The 22,838-nt window shown below is 36.7% G+C and carries 24 protein-coding genes and 1 riboswitch; of the genes, 21 read left to right on the top strand and 3 right to left on the bottom strand.

Features of this window, described 5'->3' with window-relative positions; genetic code table 11:
- Positions 1-155: 155 nt before the first annotated feature.
- A complete protein-coding gene (locus GVV20_RS01680; protein WP_159740144.1) occupies positions 156-2,120 on the bottom strand; it encodes an alpha/beta hydrolase family protein in 1,965 nt (654 codons plus the stop codon).
- A 210-nt stretch (positions 2,121-2,330) separates the two neighbouring features.
- Between GVV20_RS01680 and GVV20_RS01675 the strand changes: the two genes are divergently transcribed.
- From GVV20_RS01675 to GVV20_RS01600, 16 genes are all read left to right on the top strand, one after another.
- Positions 2,331-3,350, top strand: coding sequence for a phosphate/phosphite/phosphonate ABC transporter substrate-binding protein (locus GVV20_RS01675; protein ID WP_201287486.1), 1,020 nt, complete (start codon positions 2,331-2,333; stop codon positions 3,348-3,350).
- A gap of 52 nt (positions 3,351-3,402) precedes the next feature.
- The gene (gene phnC, locus GVV20_RS01670; protein ID WP_159740145.1) at positions 3,403-4,185 is read left to right on the top strand and encodes a phosphonate ABC transporter ATP-binding protein; all 783 of its coding nucleotides are present in this window, start codon (positions 3,403-3,405) and stop codon (positions 4,183-4,185) included.
- A complete protein-coding gene (gene phnE, locus GVV20_RS01665; RefSeq protein WP_159740146.1) occupies positions 4,172-4,993 on the top strand; it encodes a phosphonate ABC transporter, permease protein PhnE in 822 nt (273 codons plus the stop codon). Before phnC ends, phnE (GVV20_RS01665) begins: the two co-directional genes overlap by 14 nt.
- A complete protein-coding gene (phnE, locus tag GVV20_RS01660; protein ID WP_159740147.1) occupies positions 4,993-5,796 on the top strand; it encodes a phosphonate ABC transporter, permease protein PhnE in 804 nt (267 codons plus the stop codon). The genes phnE (GVV20_RS01665) and phnE (GVV20_RS01660) overlap by 1 nt, the downstream gene beginning before the upstream one ends.
- 100 nt (positions 5,797-5,896) lie before the next feature.
- A complete protein-coding gene (locus GVV20_RS01655) occupies positions 5,897-6,220 on the top strand; it encodes an ArsR/SmtB family transcription factor (RefSeq protein ID WP_159740148.1) in 324 nt (107 codons plus the stop codon).
- A 60-nt stretch (positions 6,221-6,280) separates the two neighbouring features.
- Positions 6,281-6,850: an NAD(P)H-dependent oxidoreductase gene (locus tag GVV20_RS01650; RefSeq protein WP_159740149.1), complete on the top strand. Its 570-nt coding sequence runs from the start codon at positions 6,281-6,283 to the stop codon at positions 6,848-6,850.
- Positions 6,851-6,865: 15 nt separating this feature from the next.
- The gene (locus GVV20_RS01645; RefSeq protein ID WP_201287485.1) at positions 6,866-7,264 is read left to right on the top strand and encodes a GNAT family N-acetyltransferase; all 399 of its coding nucleotides are present in this window, start codon (positions 6,866-6,868) and stop codon (positions 7,262-7,264) included.
- Between the two features lie 378 nt (positions 7,265-7,642).
- Complete coding sequence (locus GVV20_RS01640) at positions 7,643-7,891, top strand: hypothetical protein (RefSeq protein WP_159639090.1); 249 nt, start codon at positions 7,643-7,645, stop codon at positions 7,889-7,891.
- Between the two features lie 192 nt (positions 7,892-8,083).
- Positions 8,084-8,743 (top strand): response regulator transcription factor, encoded by a 660-nt coding sequence (locus GVV20_RS01635; RefSeq protein WP_159740150.1) that lies wholly within the window; start codon positions 8,084-8,086, stop codon positions 8,741-8,743.
- Complete coding sequence (locus GVV20_RS01630) at positions 8,743-10,305, top strand: HAMP domain-containing sensor histidine kinase (protein ID WP_159740151.1); 1,563 nt, start codon at positions 8,743-8,745, stop codon at positions 10,303-10,305. The genes GVV20_RS01635 and GVV20_RS01630 overlap by 1 nt, the downstream gene beginning before the upstream one ends.
- Position 10,306: 1 nt before the next feature.
- Positions 10,307-11,176 carry an ATP-binding cassette domain-containing protein gene (locus GVV20_RS01625; RefSeq protein WP_159740152.1) on the top strand — a complete coding sequence of 290 codons (870 nt, stop codon included), beginning with the start codon at positions 10,307-10,309 and terminating at the stop codon, positions 11,174-11,176.
- Positions 11,160-11,909, top strand: a complete 750-nt coding sequence (locus tag GVV20_RS01620) for an ABC transporter permease (protein WP_159740153.1) — start codon at positions 11,160-11,162, stop codon at positions 11,907-11,909. The genes GVV20_RS01625 and GVV20_RS01620 overlap by 17 nt, the downstream gene beginning before the upstream one ends.
- Before the next feature lie 401 nt (positions 11,910-12,310).
- Positions 12,311-12,658 carry a DUF1622 domain-containing protein gene (locus tag GVV20_RS01615; RefSeq protein WP_159740154.1) on the top strand — a complete coding sequence of 116 codons (348 nt, stop codon included), beginning with the start codon at positions 12,311-12,313 and terminating at the stop codon, positions 12,656-12,658.
- A 67-nt stretch (positions 12,659-12,725) separates the two neighbouring features.
- A riboswitch (purine riboswitch) is annotated at positions 12,726-12,827 on the top strand.
- A 55-nt stretch (positions 12,828-12,882) separates the two neighbouring features.
- Positions 12,883-13,896 carry an adenosine deaminase gene (gene add, locus GVV20_RS01610; protein WP_159740155.1) on the top strand — a complete coding sequence of 338 codons (1,014 nt, stop codon included), beginning with the start codon at positions 12,883-12,885 and terminating at the stop codon, positions 13,894-13,896.
- 175 nt (positions 13,897-14,071) lie between these two features.
- The gene (locus tag GVV20_RS01605) at positions 14,072-14,416 is read left to right on the top strand and encodes a hypothetical protein (RefSeq protein ID WP_159741756.1); all 345 of its coding nucleotides are present in this window, start codon (positions 14,072-14,074) and stop codon (positions 14,414-14,416) included.
- A gap of 113 nt (positions 14,417-14,529) precedes the next feature.
- Complete coding sequence (locus tag GVV20_RS01600; protein ID WP_159812631.1) at positions 14,530-15,150, top strand: TetR/AcrR family transcriptional regulator; 621 nt, start codon at positions 14,530-14,532, stop codon at positions 15,148-15,150.
- A gap of 20 nt (positions 15,151-15,170) precedes the next feature.
- Here GVV20_RS01600 and GVV20_RS01595 read toward each other — a convergent pair whose 3' ends face one another.
- Positions 15,171-15,923 carry a putative ABC transporter permease gene (locus GVV20_RS01595; RefSeq protein ID WP_159740766.1) on the bottom strand — a complete coding sequence of 251 codons (753 nt, stop codon included), beginning with the start codon at positions 15,921-15,923 and terminating at the stop codon, positions 15,171-15,173.
- Between the two features lie 150 nt (positions 15,924-16,073).
- Between GVV20_RS01595 and GVV20_RS01590 the strand changes: the two genes are divergently transcribed.
- A complete protein-coding gene (locus tag GVV20_RS01590) occupies positions 16,074-17,006 on the top strand; it encodes an alpha/beta hydrolase (RefSeq protein WP_159740767.1) in 933 nt (310 codons plus the stop codon).
- A gap of 23 nt (positions 17,007-17,029) precedes the next feature.
- Here the strand turns inward: GVV20_RS01590 and GVV20_RS01585 are convergent, their stop codons facing one another.
- Positions 17,030-17,284 (bottom strand): hypothetical protein, encoded by a 255-nt coding sequence (locus tag GVV20_RS01585; RefSeq protein ID WP_159740768.1) that lies wholly within the window; start codon positions 17,282-17,284, stop codon positions 17,030-17,032.
- Positions 17,285-17,446: 162 nt separating this feature from the next.
- Here GVV20_RS01585 and GVV20_RS01580 point away from each other — a divergent pair, with 162 nt between their 5' ends.
- The 4 genes from GVV20_RS01580 to GVV20_RS01565 all read left to right on the top strand — a co-directional run bounded on the left by GVV20_RS01580 (position 17,447) and on the right by GVV20_RS01565 (position 22,833).
- Positions 17,447-18,616, top strand: a complete 1,170-nt coding sequence (locus tag GVV20_RS01580; RefSeq protein WP_159740769.1) for a DUF998 domain-containing protein — start codon at positions 17,447-17,449, stop codon at positions 18,614-18,616.
- A 77-nt stretch (positions 18,617-18,693) separates the two neighbouring features.
- Positions 18,694-20,853 (top strand): peptidase domain-containing ABC transporter, encoded by a 2,160-nt coding sequence (locus tag GVV20_RS01575; protein WP_159740770.1) that lies wholly within the window; start codon positions 18,694-18,696, stop codon positions 20,851-20,853.
- A gap of 67 nt (positions 20,854-20,920) precedes the next feature.
- Complete coding sequence (locus GVV20_RS01570; protein WP_159740771.1) at positions 20,921-22,027, top strand: HlyD family secretion protein; 1,107 nt, start codon at positions 20,921-20,923, stop codon at positions 22,025-22,027.
- A gap of 92 nt (positions 22,028-22,119) precedes the next feature.
- Positions 22,120-22,833, top strand: a complete 714-nt coding sequence (locus GVV20_RS01565; RefSeq protein WP_159740772.1) for a DUF1361 domain-containing protein — start codon at positions 22,120-22,122, stop codon at positions 22,831-22,833.
- Positions 22,834-22,838 lie beyond the last annotated feature (5 nt).

Raw genomic sequence — 22,838 nt, 5'->3', positions numbered from 1 at the left:
TTTAGTATTACTAAACTAAAAGATTAGTCATACATGACACAAGACTTATTATACATCGCAAATTCACAAAATCAACACTTTTTATTATGATTTTTTTGCAGCTCATTCTAGCCTACAAAGTGTATAGAAAAAGCCTCATTAATGAGGCTTGAAATTTAAAGGTAGGTGTTCATCCAGGTTGTAATTTCTTGAAGACGCTTGAGTCGTGATTGCGGACGTCCTGAACGGGATAAATCATGGTTTTCACCACGAATCCACACAAAGCGCGTTTCAACACCATTTTGTTTCACTGCCGTAAAGAGTTGCATGGCTTGTTCGATAGGGCAACGATAGTCTTCCTCGGAATGAATAAATAAAAGTGGTGTTTTAATAGCGTGAGCATGTTTTAACGGAGATTGTTCCCATGCAGCTTCTAAATTTTCGAATGGTGAACCGCCTGTTTGGTCGGGACCAAAGTAAACACCAATATCTGAAGTTCCGTAAAATGATATCCAATTTGAAATGCTGCGTTGCGTTGCTGCAGCTGCAAAACGATCTGTATGACTCACAATCCAGTTTGTCATAAATCCTCCATACGATCCCCCAGTAACACCGACCCGTGCTCGATCAATTGCGTAACGGTCTAGAACAAGATCAGTAAAAGTCATGATATCGGCGTAGTCAATGGTTCCATATTTACCACGAATATCTGCAAATTCGTTGCCATAAACATCGCCACCGTGTGGGTTTGTAAAGAATACAATGTATCCGAGGTTAGCCCAAGCTTGCATCTCATGATACACAACACCATTATAGATAGTTTTTGGGCCACCATGGATATCAAGGATTGCTGGATATTGTTTCTTCGCGTCATAATCTTGCGGCAGTAAGACCCAACCATCTAACATATCCCCATTACTTTCATATTGGATATGTTGAGGCGTTGCAAGATAGTGATTATCCCAGTATTCGGCATTGAATGACGTAAGGCGTGAGTATGTGGATTCATCGAAATTGAAAGCATACAATTCCTGGTGACGATTATCGAAAAGTCCAATCCCAAAGAATTGATCGTTTAATTGAATCCACCCATCTATACTTCCTTCAGGGCTAAACACTGTTTCGATTGTCTGACCATCAAAGCAGTAAAGTACAGTTCGGTCTTGATATGTACCCACAAAATAGAAGTTATTGTTGATGACGTGCTCTTGAGCACTGCCTAAGAAACGCACATCACTCCCGACTGAGTTCCATGAGCTCCGCCCAAATTCACATACACGAACAAGGACATCATTATCGAGGCGATAGACGTCTGAGTTTTGATTGATTCCGAACGCTTTTCCTGTCGAAGCAAAAACATAAATCTGTCCATCTAAAACGGTCATATTTGAAATCATATAGGTATCGTTTTTAAATGATTCGATAATGTCTTGCGTCTGTGTATTAAAACCAATAATGTCTGCATAGAATTGAGGTAATCCATTTGGAATTTCTTTATAAAAGTAAGCGATTTGTGTTGCTTCATCAAAGTGTGCTAAAGCGATATCTACATTTTTCTCTGCAATAGCATGATAGGTTTCTTCTTTCGTATTATAAATAAATGCTTGTCCGATTTTTGCTTTTGTAAAGCCACCGCCATTCGCATAAAAAGGAACACTATCAAATACTTCGTAATTAGTGTCTTTTTTAATTTTCGCAAGGTAGTCATTACGCTTTTCAGAATCAAATAGAATGTGATCATCAACATTCAAGTGTGCTGTGATTAAGAGGTTACCATTTTGGAGGACCTTGAGTGATCCAATAGCGATTGGGAAGGTATAAGCAGGTTCAATAATCCCCGTAACAATATGATAGCGATAAATAATACTCTTTTGTTGCGATACTGCCTCGGTCTCTTGACTGCCGGTTGTATGGTGGAAAAGAATGGTATCGTCTTGTTCCCAGTAGAAACGTGCGTCAGTGTCCAAATCCAATACTCTTTTGGATTGTGTTCCATCAAATAAGAAAAGACTGTGTATATAATCGTTGTCATCATAGCGTGCTTGTGAGATAACAAAAGCAGCGTGAGTTTTACTTGGATTTGCTTTAAGTGATCCAAGATAACGGTAGTTTAAAAAATCTTCAATTTTCAGTTGTTTCATAAATAATGTATCTCCTTTCAGAAAGTATATCACAAATTTTCAGGACTGGCTTATAATTCATTTAAAGTCTTGTTTATCTAAATAGAATACGGATTGTTACGTTTGTGTTAAAAAATACAAGTAATGTCATGATTGTGTAAATTATATGAATTTGCTTGAAATCTAGGTGATGGTATGGAATTATAGACCTAGGTATTACAGGAGGAAATGATGAAAAAATACTTGTTAGTGCTTTTAGTTTCAATACTTGTTTTAACGGGTTGTAGTAGTGGAAGTGAAAAAGGAAATGACAAGAAAATAGAGACTTTAACTGTGTTCTTTATTCCAAGTCGTGATTCAAAAGAAATCATTGCAAAGACAGAACCATTAAAAGGTCTTATTAAAACAGAACTTGCTAAAGATGGTTATGAAGTTGGAAATGTTAATATCCAAGTATCTCCAAATTATGAAGCTGCAGGGGAAGCACTAGATGCTGGCCAAGCTCATATTGGATTTATTCCTGCAAGTACATATGCAATGTACTCACAGGACGGTAACATCGATGTTGCATTAGCTGCATCACGTGATGGCTTGAATAAAGATTTTGTAGAAGCAAAAGAGTGGAATGACGGAGAAGCAACATTACCTGTTGAAGAACAAGTTACATTCTACCGTTCATTGATCTATGCAGGAACATCTGCAAAAGGACGTGAACTTGCTGATAAAGTAAATGCAGGCATGAAATTAACATGGGATGATTTAAATAGCGCATCATGGTGTCATTCAAATACGACATCATCCGCAGGTTATGTTTACCCATCATTATGGTTAGCAGATCAATTTGAAGGAAAAATGATCTCTGATCTTGCAAACAAAGTTGAAGTAACAGGTTACCCTGATACAGCGGCACGTTTAGCAACTGGACAATGTGATGTCGGAGTCGGTTATGCTGATATTCGCCGTGACTTTGAAACAAACTGGACAACAGAATGGAACCAAGAAAACATTTGGAAACAAACGGATGTTATTGGTGTAACAGATAAAATCATGAACGATACGATTTCAATTTCAAACAAACTTGTGGATGCAGACTTGAAGAAAGCATTACAACGTTCATTTATTGAAATTGCTAAAACGGATGAAGGAAAAGAAGCCATCTCAATTTATAACCACACCGGATATAAGGAAGTAACAGATGCTGATTATGATTCATCACGTAAAGTATTGGATATGCTAAAAAACAAACAATAATGAGTCAAGGTGGGTCATCGAACCCACCTTTTAATAGTCTGTGGAGGTCTCAATGATTGAATTTCAAAATGTAACAAAGATTTATCCCAATGGCGTCAAAGCCTTGGATGGTGTTAGCTTAACGATAGAACAAGGAGAATTTGTTGCGATTATCGGACTTTCAGGTGCTGGTAAATCAACGCTACTTCGAAGTGTTAACCAAATGCATACGATTACGGATGGGACACTTTTGGTTAATGGCAGCAATGTCTCGGAATTGAAAGGGAAGGACCTTCGAAAATTCAGACGACAAATTGGTATGGTATTCCAATCATTCAATCTTGTTAAGCGAACAACGGTACTTAAAAATGTGCTAACAGCACGCGTAGCAGAAATGCCGTGGTTTAAAAGCTTACTGGGCTTGTATTCAAAAGAAGATACACTCAAAGCACTTGAGTCATTGGATCAAGTTGGTATTTTAGAAAAAGCATACAATCGTGCCGATGAACTTAGTGGTGGACAACAACAACGCGTTGCATTAGCACGCTGCCTTGCTCAAGAACCACAAATAATTTTGGCGGATGAACCCGTTGCGTCGTTAGATCCTATTACAGCACAACAGGTGATGGATGATTTTGTCAAAATCAATGAAAAAACAAACATCACGGTTATTGTTAATATGCACCATGTTGACCTTGCACTTAAATATGCCAAGCGCGTAATAGGTATTAATAAGGGAGTTATTGTCTTTGATGGTCCATGCGACAGTGTCGATGAGGCTGTCTTGAAACAGGTGTATGGACGATCTTTAGAAGAGGACGAATTGATGGGAGTGACGACACATGTCACACCTTAAAAATTTATTCTATCCCAAACCTATTGTTTTGAATAATGGCAAGGAAGTGAAACCGCCCTTTCGAATTGGAATCATCGTTATCGTAATAATGGGGGTGTTACTTTACTTCAGTGCTAAGGTCACAAACTTTAATCTTATTTTGCTAATTAACGGAGGCGAAGAGTTCTTTCGTTTTCTAGGTCGTTTGTTTCCCCCTAATTTAAAATATGCAACAACGGTTATGAATCCCATGATTCAAACCTTTGCGATGTCATTTTTAGGGACATTGTTTGCCGGTGTTTTTGCACTTCCGATGGCATATCTCTCGGCAAGTAATATGAATCAAAATCGGTTAGCAAGAGGTATCGTTCGCTTTGTGATGAGTTTCTTCCGAACGATTCCTGTATTAATTATTGCCTTAATTATGACGTATATCTTCGGGTTAGGAACATTTTCAGGGATGATTGCTATTTTCTTATTTACCTTTTCGATTCTAACGAAGATGACATATGAACAGATTGAATTAGTTGATATGGGACCTTTTGAAGCAAGTATCTCGACAGGGGCCTCCCGTTTTAAGGCTTTCATTGGCTCAGTAGTTCCACAAATATCGGGTTTGTACTTGTCTTCCATTCTCTATAATTTAGAAATGAATATTCGTTCAGCTGCAGTATTAGGATATGTAGGAGCGGGTGGAATTGGTACTTTGATGAATGAAAATATTGGTTGGCGCCAATATCAAAATTTATCAACGATTCTTATTATTTTACTGATCAGTGTTATTTTAATAGAAATGCTGAGTCGTTATATTAGAAAGAGGCTCATCTAATGTCAACACGAATTTTAGAAACGTATGAAAATAGACCACGCTATGTTAAACAAATTTGTTTTATAGTTGGGGTTATTCTGCTTATCACAGCACTAAGTTTGCCGTATGTTGAATTCAATGGGCTCGTTACCAATGGTTTTTCAATTGTTAATAGTATTATTCAAGGTATGATTGCACCCAATTGGGATGCATTACTCAGTTTCACCAAAGAGGGAATTCCTTATTTAGTCTTTGAAACAGTAGCGATTGCCTTCTTAGGAACCTTTATTGGTCTTGTATTGTCTGTTCCTGTCGCATTTTTGTCTTCTCAGAATATTGTAGGTCGTAAATTCGCAACAATAGGAACATTTATGATTACAGTAATTCGAACATTCCCACCCTTTGTTTATGGGCTAATGTTAATTCGAGTGTCTGGACCAGGGCCTTTTACTGGTGTTTTAACACTCGCAATTACTTCCATCGGCATGATTTCAAAAATGTTTGTGGAAGTTATTGAAGATTTGGACAATGGTATAATTGAATCTTTGGACGCCGCAGGCTGCAATACTTTGCAGAAAATCCGCTATGGAATCATTCCTCAACTGATGGGTAACTTTGCGTCGATTTCAATCTATCGATTTGAAATTAATGTCAAAAATGCTTCAATATTAGGTCTTGTTGGAGCTGGCGGAATCGGAGCACCACTGCTCTTTGCGATGTCAGGGTTCCGTTGGGCCGATGCAGGAGCACTTCTGTGGGGATTGATTCTTCTGGTAGTTGCAGTTGAAGCGCTATCTTCATGGATTCGAAATAAACTCGGTTAAGAAATTGAAACCGGCATTGAGATGCCGGTTTTTTTGTTACTTGCTTATGAATTGGTGTATACTTTGTTTACAGTAGAAGGATTAATCAAAGGTGAAAATAATGCAAGAATATCAAAGCGATAAGTGCAACGATGAAATGGAGTCAAATATAGATTTTGAATTCTTTAGTACACTTTTTGAACCAACGCGTATCGAAATCGTGAAATTGCTTGCAGTGGAAGATTTGCTCACGGTTCAAGAAGTCGCTAATCATTTTCCGCAAGATCGCTCAGTTGTATCACGACACCTCAAAGCACTGTTTGATCAAGGGATTCTGGTGGCTCGAAAAGAGGGTCGTTCAACACGATACTCATTAAATCATGAGTCTTTAATCATAAATTTTGATAAAGCCTTGGAGTATTTAAAACAAGCGTCGTGCGTTTAAATTGACACGTGCATATCCGTGCACATATAATAACCGTGCAAAGATATGCACGGAGGAACTATGAAAACAATTATTTATGTCCATCCCTGGGAAGGTAGCTTTAATGCATCAATACTGCAAAAGGTACGGGAAATATTTGAAACACGTCATGAAACCTATCAAGTAATTGATTTGTATCACGATGGCTTTGACCCCGTATTTCATGCAAACGAGCTCAAAGAGTTTTCTCAAGGGACATCGCCGAATGAGTTAGTCAATAAATATCAAAAGATAATTCAGGAAACAGATGAGCTTATTTTTATCTTTCCGATTTGGTGGTATAGTGTACCGGCTGTACTCAAAGGTTTTCTCGATAAGATATTACTCAAAGGATTTTCTTATACAGAAACAAAATATGGGATGCGCGGCCATCTAGATACAATTAATTCGGTTACAATCATTACAACTGGCCAATCGCCCAAGTGGTATATTAGGCTATTTAAGGGCGATGGAATTAAAGGCACATTAATTAATGGAACACTTAAAAGTGTGGGAATGAAGCGTATTCGGTGGATTCATGAAGGCTACATCACATCGAGTAGTAGGTCTAAGAAAGAAGCCTTTCTGCTTAAGCTGAACCGATATGTATAGAAAGTGAGATACTAAATGAACTTATTACTGGAAACAGATCGATTGATAATTAGAAACTATGCGCGCGAGGACCTTTCTGATGCAGCGGAGTTTTTGATGGATGAGGAAACCATGTATTATATTCCAGAAACCTTTGAGCAACTGTCAGAACTCGAGCAATTTATCAATAGTCCAGAACACACCAACACCTACCTACCCATCGTATTGAAATCGACAGGGAAGGTAATTGGTCATATTTCATTTATAGATGTATTTCAAGGTCATACGTACGAAATCGGATGGGTGTTTAATAAAGCATATCAAGGTTTGGGATATGCTTTTGAGGCAGCTCAAGCTATTATGACAGATGGTTTTTCTAATCGAAACATTCATCGTATCATCGCGACCTGTCAACCTCAAAACACGAGGTCGTGAAAACTGATGGAACAACTGAATATGCGTCGCGAAGCTCACCATATTGCGTGTATTCCGTTTCAAGATACATGGTGGGATGAGTACTATTATGCTATTTTAAAAGACGAATAGTAGTAGTTATTGGAGAATATTTGTAACTATGTGCAGTAGATTTGCGGGAGGCAATTCGCTGCCCTCGTTTAGATGAAAAGAGATTGGTATGTACAGGATTTTCGGATGGTGATTCTGAAACCCGTATCATCTGAATTTCGAAACCGTTTTAGATGAGAGTTTGAAGAAAGTATGATGTGTTATCGTGTCGGGAGTATTTTTACATTAAAAACTGTGTTAGAATTAAATTAAACAGAGCATCACGCTCGTTAGAAACGGAGGAATAGGATGAGTAAACATCATAACAATACGGGTAAAATTATTAAGTACGTTGCAGCAGGTGTTGCAGTTGCGGGAGTTACATATGGTGCTGTACAAGTTGGGAAATTTGTCGCAAACCACAAAATGGAACAAGAAGCAGAAACACTGCTAACGGAAAAATATGGGGATCGCTTAGAAAATAAGTCGGTGATTATTGTTGATAAGCGCGATTCCATATTCAAAAGATTTCTTAAAGTATTCTCGAGTGCACTTTAGAGAAAATTGAAAACAGACAAATTGTCTGTTTTTTTTTGTCCATGAAACAGATATGAATGATATATAATAATATTGTTAATGACGAGGACTAGATTGTAAGCTCTTTTAGTTCTGTCGCAATTTATTAATAAATTCATATCGAATTCATACGGCATTCATAACATTTTGATTAAATACCCTTAGGAGGACAACATGGTTAAAATTCTTTACTTAGAGGACGAACAATATATACGCGAAGTTACGCAGGAGTATCTCGCAATGGCACAATATGATGTTGATTGTGTTACGGATGTTTTGGAAGCTCGTGAAGCACTGCTTACCAATACCTATGATATTGCGATTCTTGATATTCTAGTGCCACATGGTACTGGTTTTGATATTTTAGAAGCGATTCATGCGAGCTCAGCAAACACGCGTTGCATTATGCTTACGGCATTGGACGATGAATCATCACAAATAAAAGCATTTAATGGCTTTGCTGATGACTATATGATTAAACCATTCTCTCCTGTAATTCTTATGAAACGATTAGAAGCACTGATGCGCCGTAGAGAGTCGATATCTTCGGCAACTGTTAGTGGCTTAGTGCTTAATCCAGAGTCGTATGAGGTCCTTTACAACGGTAATTCAATCCTACTTACATACACTGAGTTTTTAATTTGTGAAGCACTCATGACTCACAAAAACCGAGTTTATACACGCGAAATGTTACTTGATATTATTGCTCCGGATGATTATTTGGTAAGTGATCGGGTCATTGACGCCCATATCAAAAATATCCGGAAGAAATCACCAGTATCTATTGTTAGGACAGTGGTTGGTGCCGGTTATCAGTATCAGGAGGGGAATTGATGAAATTGACGACAAAGGTACTCCTCTATACAGCCCTTACGACACTAACAGTTGGCTTACTAATTATTGGTTACTTTATGTTTATGCTTCCCGGTTTATATGTGGAACATAAATTAAATCAAAATGTCAATATCGTAGCAACGACTCTCGAACAGACCCGAGAAAATAACGGTTGTGACATTGCATTACAAAATCATGATGTTATGAATGCTACATTTCGTTTAGCAAAGACTTCTGGGAATTATGAACTACTTGTTTGTACAAATTATTCATCAAGTACAATAGTTGTTCAAGATGATTCACTACAAAGTATTATGGATCAACTCCGATTGATACCAACAGCCATAAAAAATGGCGAACCTGTGACAGAAATCGACTTTTCAGGATTCGATTTGTCAAAATACAGTGCAAATTTTAATAACGATGCGTTATTTACTGTTGTGGATCATGCATTTCGTGATTTTGGGACGTCATTTCAAGTAGATTCGGAGCGAATTTACCAAAAAGGAGATTCAGTTCAAGTAATGAGCTCCCAAGTATCAAATGACTCCGTGAACTATACAAACTATATAGGCTTTACTGAAAACTCCGAGAATATTCTGGTGACAGTGGCGACGACTTTAACGCCGAAATTGAATGAACTTAAGCCCATTTTACTACAAAGTATGCCAATGATTCTTGTGGTTCTTGTCTTCTTTGCAATGTTTACGGCTGCGTTATTTACAAAACTGTTGGCATCGCCAATTGATACGCTTGCAAAACAAGCACTTCACAATGCACGCGGTGAGACAGTTCGTTTTAAACAAAAAAATCAACATGATGAATACAAGGTTTTGGAGGATGCATTAAACTCAATGCAAGATGCAATCCAACAATCAGTTGATGAGTTACGCAGTGCGAATGAGTCATTATCATTACAAAGCGAACGTCAAAAAGTGTTCCTAATGAATGCGTCACATCAATTAAAAACACCGCTATCAGGAGCATTGTTGCTTACTGATGGTATGATTCATCAAATTGGAACATACAAGGATGTCCATAAGCATTTACCAAGTGTGCAGCAAGAACTTGTGACAATGAAGCACATGATCGACAATATGCTATCGGCATTTGAGACAGAGTTGGAAAATAAACCCTATACCGAAGAAACGGTCGTAGCGGTTGTTCAAAACATTCTTGCAGATTATACCAATCTCATCAACAAAAAAAATCTAAAAATTTCTGTGTCAGGTGATTACACCATTAGAACAGAATTATCGACGTTCCATTCGATTTTGGATCACTTGATTCAAAATGCCATTCAATATTCGCCAGATAATGCAAACATCTCGATTTACATATCTTCCTTGGATATTAAGATTATTAATACTGACGTGACCATCGAACAGAATATTCTTGAACATATTTTTGATCCTTTTATTAGAGATCATCGATCAGGCCACAAGGGGAGTGGTCTCGGATTATATATTGTCGATCAGATGGTTAAAAGCCTAGACATGACAATCACCATTCAGAATAATGAAAACAGTGTGTTAACACACCTAGACTGGAGACACCATTAATATGATTACATTTGAAAATATTAGCGTAAACTACGGTGATTTTAAAGCCTTAGATTTACAAGCAAAAATTGAAATTGGCCCTAATGATCGGGTTGGAATTATTGGCTCAAACGGTTCAGGGAAAACAACCTTGATTAAAGCGTGCCTGGGTTTACTTCCTTATACAGGATTGATTACAAGTGATACATCGGTAAATGAAATGGCGGTGCACTTGCAGGCAAATGATTATGTAGATACGATGAACTGTAAATCGATTATTGAAACTGTACTGCAATGTCAAATTTCAAAATCACAAGAACTGAAAGATTTGATTGATTTCTTTGATTTTAACTCGTCGCTAAAAAAGAAGTACAAACAACTATCAGGAGGACAGAAACAACGTTTTACCCTAATCCTTGTCTTAATGCAAAATGCGCCACTAACCTTTTTCGATGAAGTGACAACGGGATTGGACTTCGAGACACGAATGAGCCTAATGGATAAATTGTCAACGTGGTATCAGGATAAGGGAGCTGCAATTGTCTTCGTAACTCATTATTTTGAAGAACTGTCACGCCTAACGAACAAATTGCTAATAATTGATAAAGGACATTTTATTGATTATGGAGATCGTGATGAACTCTTCAAAAAATATTGTGGGCATGCTGTAATTATTTTTGATGATAACGAAGCAAATCAGAAGATCGCATCGACATTTACAACATGTAAAGCACCGAATGGTCGTCTTGCTGTTGTCTGTGAGAATCAAGAAAGTGAACTTCAGGTTTTACTTCAACTTAATGAAGCATCCGTTAACTACATACGATCCGATTCGGATGTTGAATTATTATACTTAAATGCATTGGAGGCTCATTATGAAGCATTATCTTAAATATGAACTAAAGAATACCTTTGGAAATATATTTTCCATTATTTTTGGGATTTTGTTTCCAATTATGATGACGCTACTCTTTTACAATATGTTTAGCAGCAACGAAGCTATTCCCAAAGATGCATTGGCACTACAATTGTATCTAACCAATGTGCTAATGTCGCCATTAGCGATGGTCTTCGTAGGTTTCTCAGCATTGTTTTCGCAAGAGATAGAGCACGACGTAACAACACGCATGTTGTTATTTGGGTACACAACATCAAATCAACTAAAAACAAAGTTTGTTGCGCAAATGGTGGCGATGGGAATTGCTTTGGCTATCTTTAGCGCAGTTATTGTTCCATTACTTGGCATTGGTGCACCAACCATCTTTGGTTTCATTGTATTTATTGCTTTCTTTGCAATCATATCTATGATTCTCTTTGTAATAGCATATAGTATTACATTATTAACACGTAAATTTAGCCTAACATATGGAATTAGCATGACTCTATATTTTGCAACCATGATTTTCTCAGGAATGATGGGAATTCAGACATCAAATTTTAAAGGGATTATGAAAGGCATATCAAATCTATTACCAACAACTTATTTCGTGAATGATATGCCAACCGTTTGGACAGCGACATCTTACAATTTTGCGCCAATGATTCAAAGTCTCGTATTCTTTGCTGGGATTGCAGGCATTCTTTACGTGATTGCTTATAACAAAACCAAACGAAGTATTCATTAATTTAGATAGGAATTGGATGAACTCAACACGTTATTACAAATTCTAAGATTTTTCCAGAAGTAAAAAAGAGCATCTCAAACGAGAATGCTCTTTTTGATTGACAAATATGGAGTTGTTTTGAATCGTTGATTGAAATTCATGGTACAATGGCGATAGTGAGGTAAAACAATGTTCAATCATGATAGCATAAAAAGGAAAGTTAGAAACTGGTATTCTCTTACTAATGTTTTAAAAGCCTTTGTACTGGCGTTTATCGTTGCTGGAATACTTGATTTGGTAGCGCCACAGTTAACGCCAGGGTACTTTAGTACAATTATGTGGGTGCTTGTCGTGTATATCGGATATATTGTGATTTCGAAAGTTTTATCGAGCATTAGAGATAAAGACAAAGGGAGCAGTCTATGACGGTAGAAACAGTCGTGCACATCTTAATCGTTATTTTAAATACGATTTCTGTGCTTATATTAGTATTAGGGGTAATCAAAGCAATCATTCGTTTTATTAATGTGGAATTTTCACTTAAAGATAACGTAGATCGTGATGAGGTTGAACTTCGATCCATCAATATTATTAAACGAAATTTAGGAGCTTATGTGCTTTTAAGTCTAGAAGTACTCATTGCAGCTGATATTATTGAATCAATTTTAAATCCAACGATTGAAGACATCCTGATGCTTGGTGCAGTTGTCATTATAAGGACAGTAATATCATTCTTTCTTGGTAAAGAAATAGAAGCTGTCGAAAGTTAACCCATAAACCGTCATAGAAGACGGTTTTCTTTTTGCTGATGGGTTGACCAACAGATTTGGAGTCACTATAATAACTGTATTAATAACCAATTTAATGCTCTCAATATGGGAGAGCAGTCTCTACTGATGAACCGTAAATACATCAACAATTGTGGAAGAAATGTGTCTTATTTCTCCTCAATGCATTGGGGATTAATGATCGTCGAACGACGCAGGAGGAAATAATGACACACGCAACAAAAGAATTCATTTATGGTTTACCAAAGGCAGAACTTCATTTGCATTTAGAAGGTACCTTAGAACCAGATTTAAAACTTAAACTTGCTCAGAAGAATAATATTGAGATTGCTGCGAAAACTATTGAAGATGTTGAAGCAACTTATAAGTTTAATGATTTAACATCATTTTTAGCAGTGTACTACCCAGGGATGGAAGTCCTTCGAACACAAGAAGATTTCTATGACCTTGCAATGGCTTATTTCCGCAAGGTCAAAGAGCATAATGTACGTTACGTTGAAGTCTTTTTTGATCCACAAGCCCATACTACACGCGGTGTTTCATTTGAAACATTATTTGAAGGATATTATCAAGCGACGCAAGATGCAAAAACGCTCGGAATCGAAGCACATTTAATCATGTGCTTCTTAAGAGATCTCAGTGAAGAATCCGCTTTTGAGCACTATGAAATGGCACAACCATTTAAAGATCGCATTCTGGGAATTGGGTTAGATTCTGATGAAAGAGATAACCCACCGCTTAAATTCCAACGCGTCTTTAAAAAGGCAAAAGATGATGGTTTTAAAATTACAATGCATTGTGATATTGACCAAATTGGTTCAATTCAAAATATTCGAGATGCGCTTCATGTAATTGGTGTTGATCGTATTGACCACGGTACTAATATTGTGGAAGATCCAGAACTTGTCGCATACGTTATTGAAAAAGGCATTGGTCTAACCAGTTGCCCAGTTTCTAACGGATTTGTAACAGACGACATGAAGGGTGAAGAGCTTAAAGCGCTCTTACACCAAGGGGTAAAAATCACCGTTAATTCTGATGATCCTGCGTACTTCCAAAGCTATGTCTCAGATGATCTTTATGCAGTTGCGCAAAAAGTATCGTTAACGAAAACAGATGTTGTTACCCTCGTAAAGAATGCGTTTGAAATAGCATGGACAAGTCCCGAAAATAAGATGAGATATCTTCAAGAAGTTGACGCCTATCTCGCACAACAATAATCTGAAAACACAGGAGCAACCTGTGTTTTTTTACTTATATTTTATTCATGGTACAATAGATGTAGAAGAGGTGATGGTGTAAACGATGAATCATGATGAAGATGGCTCAATAAGACAGGTTCCTGAATAGTTTCTATAGGAAATTCATTGAATAGAAACAAGAAGGAGACCATTAATGAGTAAAAACGATATTATGCAGACATTGCAGCGCTTTATTGCTGAATCAAATTCAGTCATTGAAAATGAATCATTAGACTTATCTGAGAAGGGTAAAAGAGTTCTTGCGTTACAAACGGAAATGCAGTTGTATGCGAAAAACTTGAAAAAGAAACTTAAAGATCAGAGTATTGCATTTAATATAGATGCAATCACGTATGCACACAGTGCGATAGAGTATTTAGAAGATACGTCAGCATTGGATAGTCTAAGGACAAAACGAGAAACATATTTCGATTTTATGAAGACATTAAAAAGCAATACAAAAGCATTTGCTGATGCACTTCAATTTAGCATTGAATAAATGGAACATAGCACAGACTGTGTTCTTTTCTTTATGCAAATGTTTGGATTGACAAAATAATTTTTAAATCGTACACTTTATGAAAATACTGATTGAATGATTGAGGTATAAATATGAAAAATAGATATGATTCTGAACGAACAGTGCAAGATATTATCGATGTTTCCATTAAGCTGTTTTCTGAGAAAGGATATGAAAAAACATCAATTCAGGATATTGTAAATGGCTTAGATGGGCTGACACGAGGGGCCATTTACCACCATTTTAACAGTAAAGATGACATTCTAGTAGCGGTAATTCATGAGATTGTCATGAATAGTGATTATTTCAATCAATTTTTAAATGTTGAAGGAAGAACTGCAAAAGAGCAGCTCCAAGCCCTTGTTATCAAGGCATTCTCTAACTATGGTCAAGTGAGTAATGATGTCGGTGCAGAGTTTTTGAAAAAGAATCCTGCTATATTAGTAGAAATTTTCAAACTTACGGTTAACCAAATAGCCCCAAAAGTTGAAATGCTTCTTGAAAGTGCAAATGCTGATGATTCATTAAAGATTAAAAATCCTAAGCAAGTAGCACAAGTCATGGTATTGCTTGGGGATACATGGTTCTCATCAGCAATGTTTGAAGATACAAGCGCAAACTTCAATGTAAAGATTGACGTCCTAATCGATGCTTTAAATGGACTCGGGGTCACAATTTTTGATGAGGCAACAATCAAAGCATTAAAACGATAAAAGAGCTCATATTTGAGCTCTTATTTTTTGTTTTTACGAATGCGGTAGAAGTCTTGGACATCTTCAATAAACTCTTGAAGCGACTCACTTTTAAGACGTGGGAATGCTTTAAGCAGACGAACTTCACGTGTCTTAAACGTTGCCTTTAACGTATCGTAGGAATCATTAAGTTCTTTCAATCGAATCTCGTATGAACCTTCTAGTTTTGATTTCAATTTCTCAATTTCATACTTGATATTGTTTAACTCGAACAAACGACTTTGAAGATTTAGCGTTGCTCGGAGTGATGCAATGAAATCGATAATGACAAGTGCAAACAAAGCAATCGCAATATAATTGAGGTATTCCATGGAAATGTTTGCAATCAAAGCCACAATAACAGGGTGAATGTATTCAACTAAGATGAGCGATAAAGCACCAAACATGGTTGAGTTAAGTAAACATACTCGGCCGTTGATATTCATAAACATTTCTGAATAGTCCCACCATCGCATTTTGAAAGCTTTTTCCATGATGTAACTTGTCAGATACTCAAGTGAGCTTGTAAGAATCAATCCGAGTAAAAAGACGAGTACCGGGTTGAAAGCATAGGGGAGTAAAGTAGCGAGGATAATCATGGCACCGAAACCATAAATTGGAACCAAAGGCCCATTTAAAAAACCGCGTTCTTCGAATTTTCCGGAGAGGATCGAACAATAAACTGTTTCTAAGATCCAACCAATGAAACTATAAATAATCCAATAGATAAATAAAAGTGAAATTTGTGAATTCATGATGAATCCTCCTAATGAAATCATAACAAAAATAGGATGTGTTTAATAGCGCTTGTGATGAACGAACACTTACGATTAAATAGACTTTACAAGTTGCGTTTTGAATGATATTCTAAATATTATTTTGATAATCAAACTATTGGAGGAATTATGAAAAAGAAAATAACGATAGTAAGCTCTGTTATATTAATGTTTTGCCTCGTACTATGGGGTGCTGGTGAGTATTTTTTTGCACAAGCAATCAAGATTGGTCCCAAATCTTTTATTGATTCAGAAACGTCCGATGTATGGCGTGAAGCGAACGCATGGTTTGCATCAAAAGATTTAGAAACATGGAAAATTACATCAGACAATGGTTTATTGTTGTCAGCAACATATATTGCTGCCACTGAAGCAACGAATTCAACAATCTTTGTCGCGCATGGTTATGGAAATAGTACGTCAACTATGACACAGTATATAAAAATGTTCCATGATGCGGGGTACAACGTGCTTGCAGCTGATGCACGAGGTCATGGTGAGAGTGAGGGGGCATATATTGGGTTTGGCTGGCCTGAACGGCGGGATGTTGTTCAGTGGACACAGGAAATCGTAAATCGATTGGGTTCACAGCAACAAATTGGACTCTATGGATTGAGTATGGGTGCTTCGACAGTAATGATGGCAAGTGGAGAATCTGATCTTCCAACTAATGTAAAGGTGATTGTTGAAGATTGTGGTTATAGTTCTGTTGATGCGGAATTGTCATTTCAACTCAGTGACATGTACAGTTTACCCGCGTTCCCGATGATCCCTGTTACAAGTTTATTGACAGAAATGAAGGTAGGATATAATTTTTATGAAGCGAGTGCGATTAATCAACTAAACAACAATGTAAAACCAATTCTGTTCATTCACGGGGATGCCGATACCTTTGTACCAACATCAATGGTCTATGAACTATTTGAAGCAACACGTGGTCCTAAAGAATTATGGATTGTTGCAGATACAGACCATGCTGATTCATATGAAAATAAAGGGTTTGAATATGCACAACGTGTGGTTCAGTTTATGGATGCACACATAGAAAAAGCACACGACTGATTCGTGTGCTTAGGAACGCGGTTCTATTTGTAGACTTTGCCAATAATGCCTTTGATTCCTTCTAAGGCAATTTCTTCAGGGATAACAAACCAAAGCGATGTTTTTCCAAAAAGCGGAAAACCTCCTGGTTTGTTATCATCACCATTCCATCGCATTGCGTAGACATCTGAGCCTTTCCAATTTATGATTGCAACAGCATATCCGTCTGCACCACCATCGTAAAGAACTCGGACGTTTGTTGCACTTCCTCCAACATCTTGTGGTTTGATGTAAGTCATAATAGTACCTCCTTACATTCATAATAACACACTTATTCATGTAAAATAGGATGTTAGGCGTAGAATTGTCTTGAATTATTAGTAAATTAATAAAAATAGTGAAGGTACTGATATAAATATATTTGAAAATATCGTATTATAAAAACATAGGGGGATTCTTCCATGAAAGAAAAAAACTTGGGATTACCAATTCCAGAAGCATTACGGGAAACTGTCGAATTTGTCGATGGACAAGAAGTTACGGTTACACTGACCGATACCGGTTTATTATATCAGTTAGATAGTTTAGCCAAAAAGGTTACGGTACCATTGATTCCTGTAGTCGTAGCATCAGTACTCGCGATGGTGGCGATGGCAATCGTGTTTATGCCATATCATCAAATTCCTTTGGTGGGGATGAAGTCAATTGCGAGTGTCGTTATTATAACGGGTGTTTTAACAGGTGTCGTGAATTTTACATATTTCTTTACTAAAAATAAGAATAACCAGATGGGGCATCTATCGAGTCAAATTTTTTGGCGGAACTACCCCGTGGTATTGATTTCCTTTACATTACTACTCGTTGTCTCATTATTGTTTGGGTTTTGGATCATTGGTGAATTATTTTCTGGAGCGACCTTTGATGTCTATACTTCATCCTTGATGGGTGGAATTGTTATTGGGGTTGTGAACTACTTAATGATTCATACAGCCTTGAGTATTACACCAACGGTAATGATTCGCTCGTTAATCACGATTATTCTTGGTGGTGTTGGTGTTGCTATGATCACGAACCGTGACCAACAATGGTGGTTGTACAACTTTAGTTTCCTGGGAACTCCTGAAGCGACACGTAGTTGGCAATTTAACTTAACGCTCATTTTGTCTGCATTTTTAATGATTGCATTGATTGACTATGTTTTCGTGCTCTTGTATGAAGTGCTCGGAAAATCAAAAAACTTGTTGATTTTAAAACTTCTTTTGATCGCAACTGCAATATGCCTTGGCGGTGTTGGGTTCTTCCCATACAATGACAGTGTTTTCTATCAGAATATGCACAATCGCGTTGCTGGCTATCTTGTTTATCTCTTTATTATTCTGATAATTGCCATTAAATGGTTATTACCAAGTGTATCTAAAGAATTCTTACGACTTTCGTATATTCTTGGAGGTGTCTTGGTAATTGTGTGTATTCTATTCTTAGGAGTCCACTACTTCTCACTTACAGCGTTTGAACTCATGGCTTTTGTGATCGCATTTAGTTGGCTCTTACTGCTCATGCAATACCTCATCAATATAATCAATACTCACGGTAAAACATTTAAAGTTATCATTCACACAACTAAAGACTAACAGCCCTCGGGCTGTTTTTTTTTAGGTTAGGAGAATCTAAGATTAGCACATACTTTAACCTATAGAAGAGGTGAAGTATGTTTAAACGTTTTAAGCACACGCAGCAACATGAGTCTTGCGATTGTGGCGTTGCTGCTGTAAGTACAATTCTGAAATCATATCATGTTTGTGTTAGTTATGGAGATATTAAGGAGGCAGTAGAGACTGATGGAACTGGAACCCAGCTAAATCTCATTTCTGAGTATTTTAAATCACTTGGCTTCACAACATGTATGATTCGAACACAAATTAGCGAATTAACCCCACGCTTGACCTATCCGATTCTCATTCATGTTTACTTGGAAAATGCTGCGGAACACTACATCGTAGTTCATGCAATGACACGTCGAAATAAATTCATAATTTCTGACCCCAGAGACAAGAGTATTAGAAAAGTATCTAAAGATACATTAGAAGCGATATTCTCAGGAAACGCGCTCTTTCTAATTTCGGCATCAGATCAGTCACGTATCTATCATGAACAAACGACAATTTATACATTTATGCGCTCCCTTATAAGACCAAATATATCAGCGGTTATTTTGTTGATTGTATCGTCAATAGTAATGAGTATCTTAGGCTTGTTTTCCAGTACTTTTCCAAAATTGGTGATGGACTCTATTATTCCGTATGATTTGAAAAACTCACTTCCTGTCTATGGAATTATTTATATAGTATGTACAATATTTCAATCCATTTTAAGAGCATATCGTAGTATGGGAATGTATTATTTTATGCGTCGGATTGAGGTGCCAACTATTTTGAATTTTTTCGAGCACCTTTTAAAAATTCCTTTACAGTCAATAGTTCAAAGACAAAACGGTGATTTACTCACACGGTTTCAAGATATCATCAGTGTTATTAATACGCTGGGAACTGTGACCATCAGTGTGGTCGTCGATGTGATAATTGGCACAATTGCACTTTTGCTTATGACAAACACGAATCCAAAATTATTTGGGGCATTAGTTTTAATCATCTTGATTAATGTTTTGTTGATCTATTTCTTTAAAGGACCATACCAACGTATTAATCAACAACAAGTTAATGCTCAAGGTCAGGTAAATTCAGTCATGATAGAGTCATTACAGAATATTGAAACTATTAAATCGATGAAAGTTGATAAGTACGCAATCAATCGTTTTGAGAAGTGTTATGAAAAACTTACGTATCTTTCCCATAAAGAACATGCGATGGGAACACTACAACAGTTGTTTCTTGGATGCATTAATGAAAGTAGTGGTATTATTTTTCTAATGCTTGGAGCTTTCATGATTATGGATGGATCATTGAAAATTGGTGATCTACTAGTCTTTCAGACGTTAAGCCAATATTTCATGGGACCAATTCAAAATTTTATTGATTTACAAATGCGATGGGTTGAGGCGAAAATCGCATTTGAGCGTTTTGATGAAATTGCATCGTTGTCTGAGGATGCTGCAGACTATGAAAGCCATAATATGCACATGGCAGATGCATATATAAAAATAGAAGAAATTGGTCTGAAACAAAAACATAAAGAAGTATTAAAAGATTTAAATTTAAATGTCATTAAAGGTTCAAGAGTCGCTCTTGTAGGGCTATCGGGTTCTGGGAAAAGCACTTTTAGTAAAGTGCTGGCAGGTTTAGTTAGACCGACGACTGGGACTGTGTCTATAGCGAATAATAGTTTTGGCGAAGTAGATGATTTAGAGACTGTAAAAATTGGGTACATGCCACAAAAGCCACAACTCTTCCAAGGAACGATTTTGGAGAACATTTGCTGTGGTCGTGCAGTTCCGGTCGAGTCGATTCAATACTTGATCCATCAACTTGGAGTCAAAGATATTTTTGATTCGATGCCTCAAAAACTAAACACAGTCCTTTTTGAAAATGCATCAAACTTATCCGGAGGTGAACAGCAAATCATCACATTAATTAGAACACTCATTCATAATCATGACATATATATTCTTGATGAACCGACCGCAAATCTTGACAGTCAGCATCAAAAATCTGTTTGCGAGTACTTAATGCAACAAAATAGAGAAAGGACAATGTTTATAATTTCGCATCAAATTTTGCCCATAATTCATTGTGATATCGTTTGTTTTATGGAAAATGGAACAATTTCCGGGACTGGAACACATCATCAATTGCTTCAGATACATCAAGGATACGCAACTCTTGTTGAAAATCAAAAGGTTGATGGTTTGTAATATGTCTACCAAAAAACAAATAAGGGCATTAAACTCACGAATCCAACTAATGCAAACGCCAAGGGGGATGACGGTATTTCTTATCGTAATTTTGATTGTTATTGCTTTATCGGGTTATTTTGCAGCTGCAACTGTACAACCTACAAAAGTCCTTACTACTCAAGGGTATATCACAACATCGAATCGTCAGATTCTATCTGTGAACAACCCTCTCAAAGTTAAGTCAATTCATTATAAAAATGGTGACTACGTTGAAAAAGGAGTAAAAATTTTGGAAGGCGATACAACATCTCATATTAATAGTGTTGATCTAATTGAAGAACAAATACGAAACTTAGATAAGCGACATGAGGCAGTAAATCTGTTTATTACGAGTTTACAGCAAAAGTTTAATCACTTAAGTCAAAGCGAATATCAACTCGAGTATTATGGCAAAGTGGCATATTTTTTGAATACAATAAAACAAGAAAAAGATCAAAAGCAAGCTATTAAAGACAAGATAGACTCGAAGAAGATCCAATTGAACACAATGGCAAGTAACACCCTTGAGGAAAAAGAGCAGATTCAAAATGAAGTGGAAACGTTGCAACAACAAAGCGAAAGCTTTACTCAAGGTGAAAGCGTATACTATCAGCTTTTGTCTGAATCAGGTCATGCCAAAACACAGATAATGAATGAAACAGAGAGTTTAATTTTGAAACGGAGGGCGCTCGAAAAAGAAATGGAACAACAATCCGTTAAAGCACCTGAAAATGGTATTCTCCACATATATCAACCAATTACGACTGGAGCTGAATTCCAGGCACAACAGATGTTTGGGGAAATTACTGATGGAACGAACACAGAATCATTTATTGAAACATTTGTAGAGAGCCACAATCGCTCCAAAATTAGTAACAAGCAGCAGATTAAGTTCTCAATTATTGGAAACAAGCAATTAAATCACGAACTTATAAAGGGCTCAGTTACTTTAATTGAAGAATCTCCAACCATAACAACTCAAGATGGTAATACATCGTATCGGTACAAGGTAAGAATTCAATCGAACAAGCTTGAAGAATTGATTTCTAAACACCATGTAACTACAGCGGTAGAGCCACTCCTCATTCATTTCATAGAAAATGATGAAACATATCTGGATATTTTCTTAAAGTCAATTAATGTGAAGGGTTAAAGTTCTCGAAATTCACAGTTACGATACAATTAAAGTAAACGAAATAATATGATACAATAAGTTCATAACTTTACGTGTAAGGGGGATCTTATATGGGCGTATCAAGCTTAATTCTGTCGGCTGTTTTACTCAACATATTTGCGTATACTACGATTAAACTTAGACCACGAATATATGGAGTCTCATTGTTCAAACCGATGATTTGGAATTTTAAACTATCATTATTGCCGTTTGCGATTCTTGTTGTAGATACAATTATTTTCCTCTTGGCTGCAATCATTGCTTCGTATTCGGGTATTGCATTTATCCGTTATGCTGGAATGTTCACAGCAATCATGGGTTTGTTCGTGTGGCTGTTGGCACTGCCAAACTCAGGATATCTTATTACCGAATTAAATTTGACGCATCGTGATATTGATGGTGATAAAGTACCGATATGGTATGATATTATTTCAGTGATGGCATTTGCTATGTCAGGAATTGTGAATACTTTAGTTAATATTGTAATGATCCAAGTAATGATTTTAGTTTTCTATGATCCCAGTACTGTAACAAAGGCCCATCAATCAATATTTTTGTTGACTGCACTAGTTTTGAATCTATTAGTTGCAATCGGTGTCTATTTGGGTCGTTCAATACGATTCAACTCATGGGATGTAATCCATATCAAATCATTTTTTACTAAATTGAAAAATCATTTTAAACAACCAGGAGAATGGAAAAACTGTATATTATTTGTCGTGTTTCATGCATTATTCTTCATGATTATGTATGTCCTAGCGGGAATTCCATTTTTCTTTAAATAGAAAGG

The organism is Erysipelothrix aquatica (assembly GCF_009828775.2).
Classification (GTDB): domain Bacteria; phylum Bacillota_I; class Bacilli_A; order Erysipelotrichales; family Erysipelotrichaceae; genus Erysipelothrix; species Erysipelothrix aquatica.
The sequence above is the reverse complement of the archived record's forward strand: the minus strand, read 5'-3'. Positions and strand labels throughout refer to the sequence as shown.

What these genes read in the sequence shown, in the direction of transcription:
- GVV20_RS01680 (WP_159740144.1), bottom strand. Translation starts at nt 2,120, where the DNA reads ATGAAACAACTGAAAATTGAAGATTTTTTAAACTACCGTTATCTTGGA.
- GVV20_RS01675 (WP_201287486.1), top strand. Translation starts at nt 2,331, where the DNA reads ATGAAAAAATACTTGTTAGTGCTTTTAGTTTCAATACTTGTTTTAACG.
- phnC (WP_159740145.1), top strand. Translation starts at nt 3,403, where the DNA reads ATGATTGAATTTCAAAATGTAACAAAGATTTATCCCAATGGCGTCAAA.
- phnE (WP_159740146.1), top strand. Translation starts at nt 4,172, where the DNA reads ATGTCACACCTTAAAAATTTATTCTATCCCAAACCTATTGTTTTGAAT.
- phnE (WP_159740147.1), top strand. Translation starts at nt 4,993, where the DNA reads ATGTCAACACGAATTTTAGAAACGTATGAAAATAGACCACGCTATGTT.
- GVV20_RS01655 (WP_159740148.1), top strand. Translation starts at nt 5,897, where the DNA reads ATGCAAGAATATCAAAGCGATAAGTGCAACGATGAAATGGAGTCAAAT.
- GVV20_RS01650 (WP_159740149.1), top strand. Translation starts at nt 6,281, where the DNA reads ATGAAAACAATTATTTATGTCCATCCCTGGGAAGGTAGCTTTAATGCA.
- GVV20_RS01645 (WP_201287485.1), top strand. Translation starts at nt 6,866, where the DNA reads ATGAACTTATTACTGGAAACAGATCGATTGATAATTAGAAACTATGCG.
- GVV20_RS01640 (WP_159639090.1), top strand. Translation starts at nt 7,643, where the DNA reads ATGAGTAAACATCATAACAATACGGGTAAAATTATTAAGTACGTTGCA.
- GVV20_RS01635 (WP_159740150.1), top strand. Translation starts at nt 8,084, where the DNA reads ATGGTTAAAATTCTTTACTTAGAGGACGAACAATATATACGCGAAGTT.
- GVV20_RS01630 (WP_159740151.1), top strand. Translation starts at nt 8,743, where the DNA reads ATGAAATTGACGACAAAGGTACTCCTCTATACAGCCCTTACGACACTA.
- GVV20_RS01625 (WP_159740152.1), top strand. Translation starts at nt 10,307, where the DNA reads ATGATTACATTTGAAAATATTAGCGTAAACTACGGTGATTTTAAAGCC.
- GVV20_RS01620 (WP_159740153.1), top strand. Translation starts at nt 11,160, where the DNA reads ATGAAGCATTATCTTAAATATGAACTAAAGAATACCTTTGGAAATATA.
- GVV20_RS01615 (WP_159740154.1), top strand. Translation starts at nt 12,311, where the DNA reads ATGACGGTAGAAACAGTCGTGCACATCTTAATCGTTATTTTAAATACG.
- add (WP_159740155.1), top strand. Translation starts at nt 12,883, where the DNA reads ATGACACACGCAACAAAAGAATTCATTTATGGTTTACCAAAGGCAGAA.
- GVV20_RS01605 (WP_159741756.1), top strand. Translation starts at nt 14,072, where the DNA reads ATGAGTAAAAACGATATTATGCAGACATTGCAGCGCTTTATTGCTGAA.
- GVV20_RS01600 (WP_159812631.1), top strand. Translation starts at nt 14,530, where the DNA reads ATGAAAAATAGATATGATTCTGAACGAACAGTGCAAGATATTATCGAT.
- GVV20_RS01595 (WP_159740766.1), bottom strand. Translation starts at nt 15,923, where the DNA reads ATGAATTCACAAATTTCACTTTTATTTATCTATTGGATTATTTATAGT.
- GVV20_RS01590 (WP_159740767.1), top strand. Translation starts at nt 16,074, where the DNA reads ATGAAAAAGAAAATAACGATAGTAAGCTCTGTTATATTAATGTTTTGC.
- GVV20_RS01585 (WP_159740768.1), bottom strand. Translation starts at nt 17,284, where the DNA reads ATGACTTACATCAAACCACAAGATGTTGGAGGAAGTGCAACAAACGTC.
- GVV20_RS01580 (WP_159740769.1), top strand. Translation starts at nt 17,447, where the DNA reads ATGAAAGAAAAAAACTTGGGATTACCAATTCCAGAAGCATTACGGGAA.
- GVV20_RS01575 (WP_159740770.1), top strand. Translation starts at nt 18,694, where the DNA reads ATGTTTAAACGTTTTAAGCACACGCAGCAACATGAGTCTTGCGATTGT.
- GVV20_RS01570 (WP_159740771.1), top strand. Translation starts at nt 20,921, where the DNA reads ATGACGGTATTTCTTATCGTAATTTTGATTGTTATTGCTTTATCGGGT.
- GVV20_RS01565 (WP_159740772.1), top strand. Translation starts at nt 22,120, where the DNA reads ATGGGCGTATCAAGCTTAATTCTGTCGGCTGTTTTACTCAACATATTT.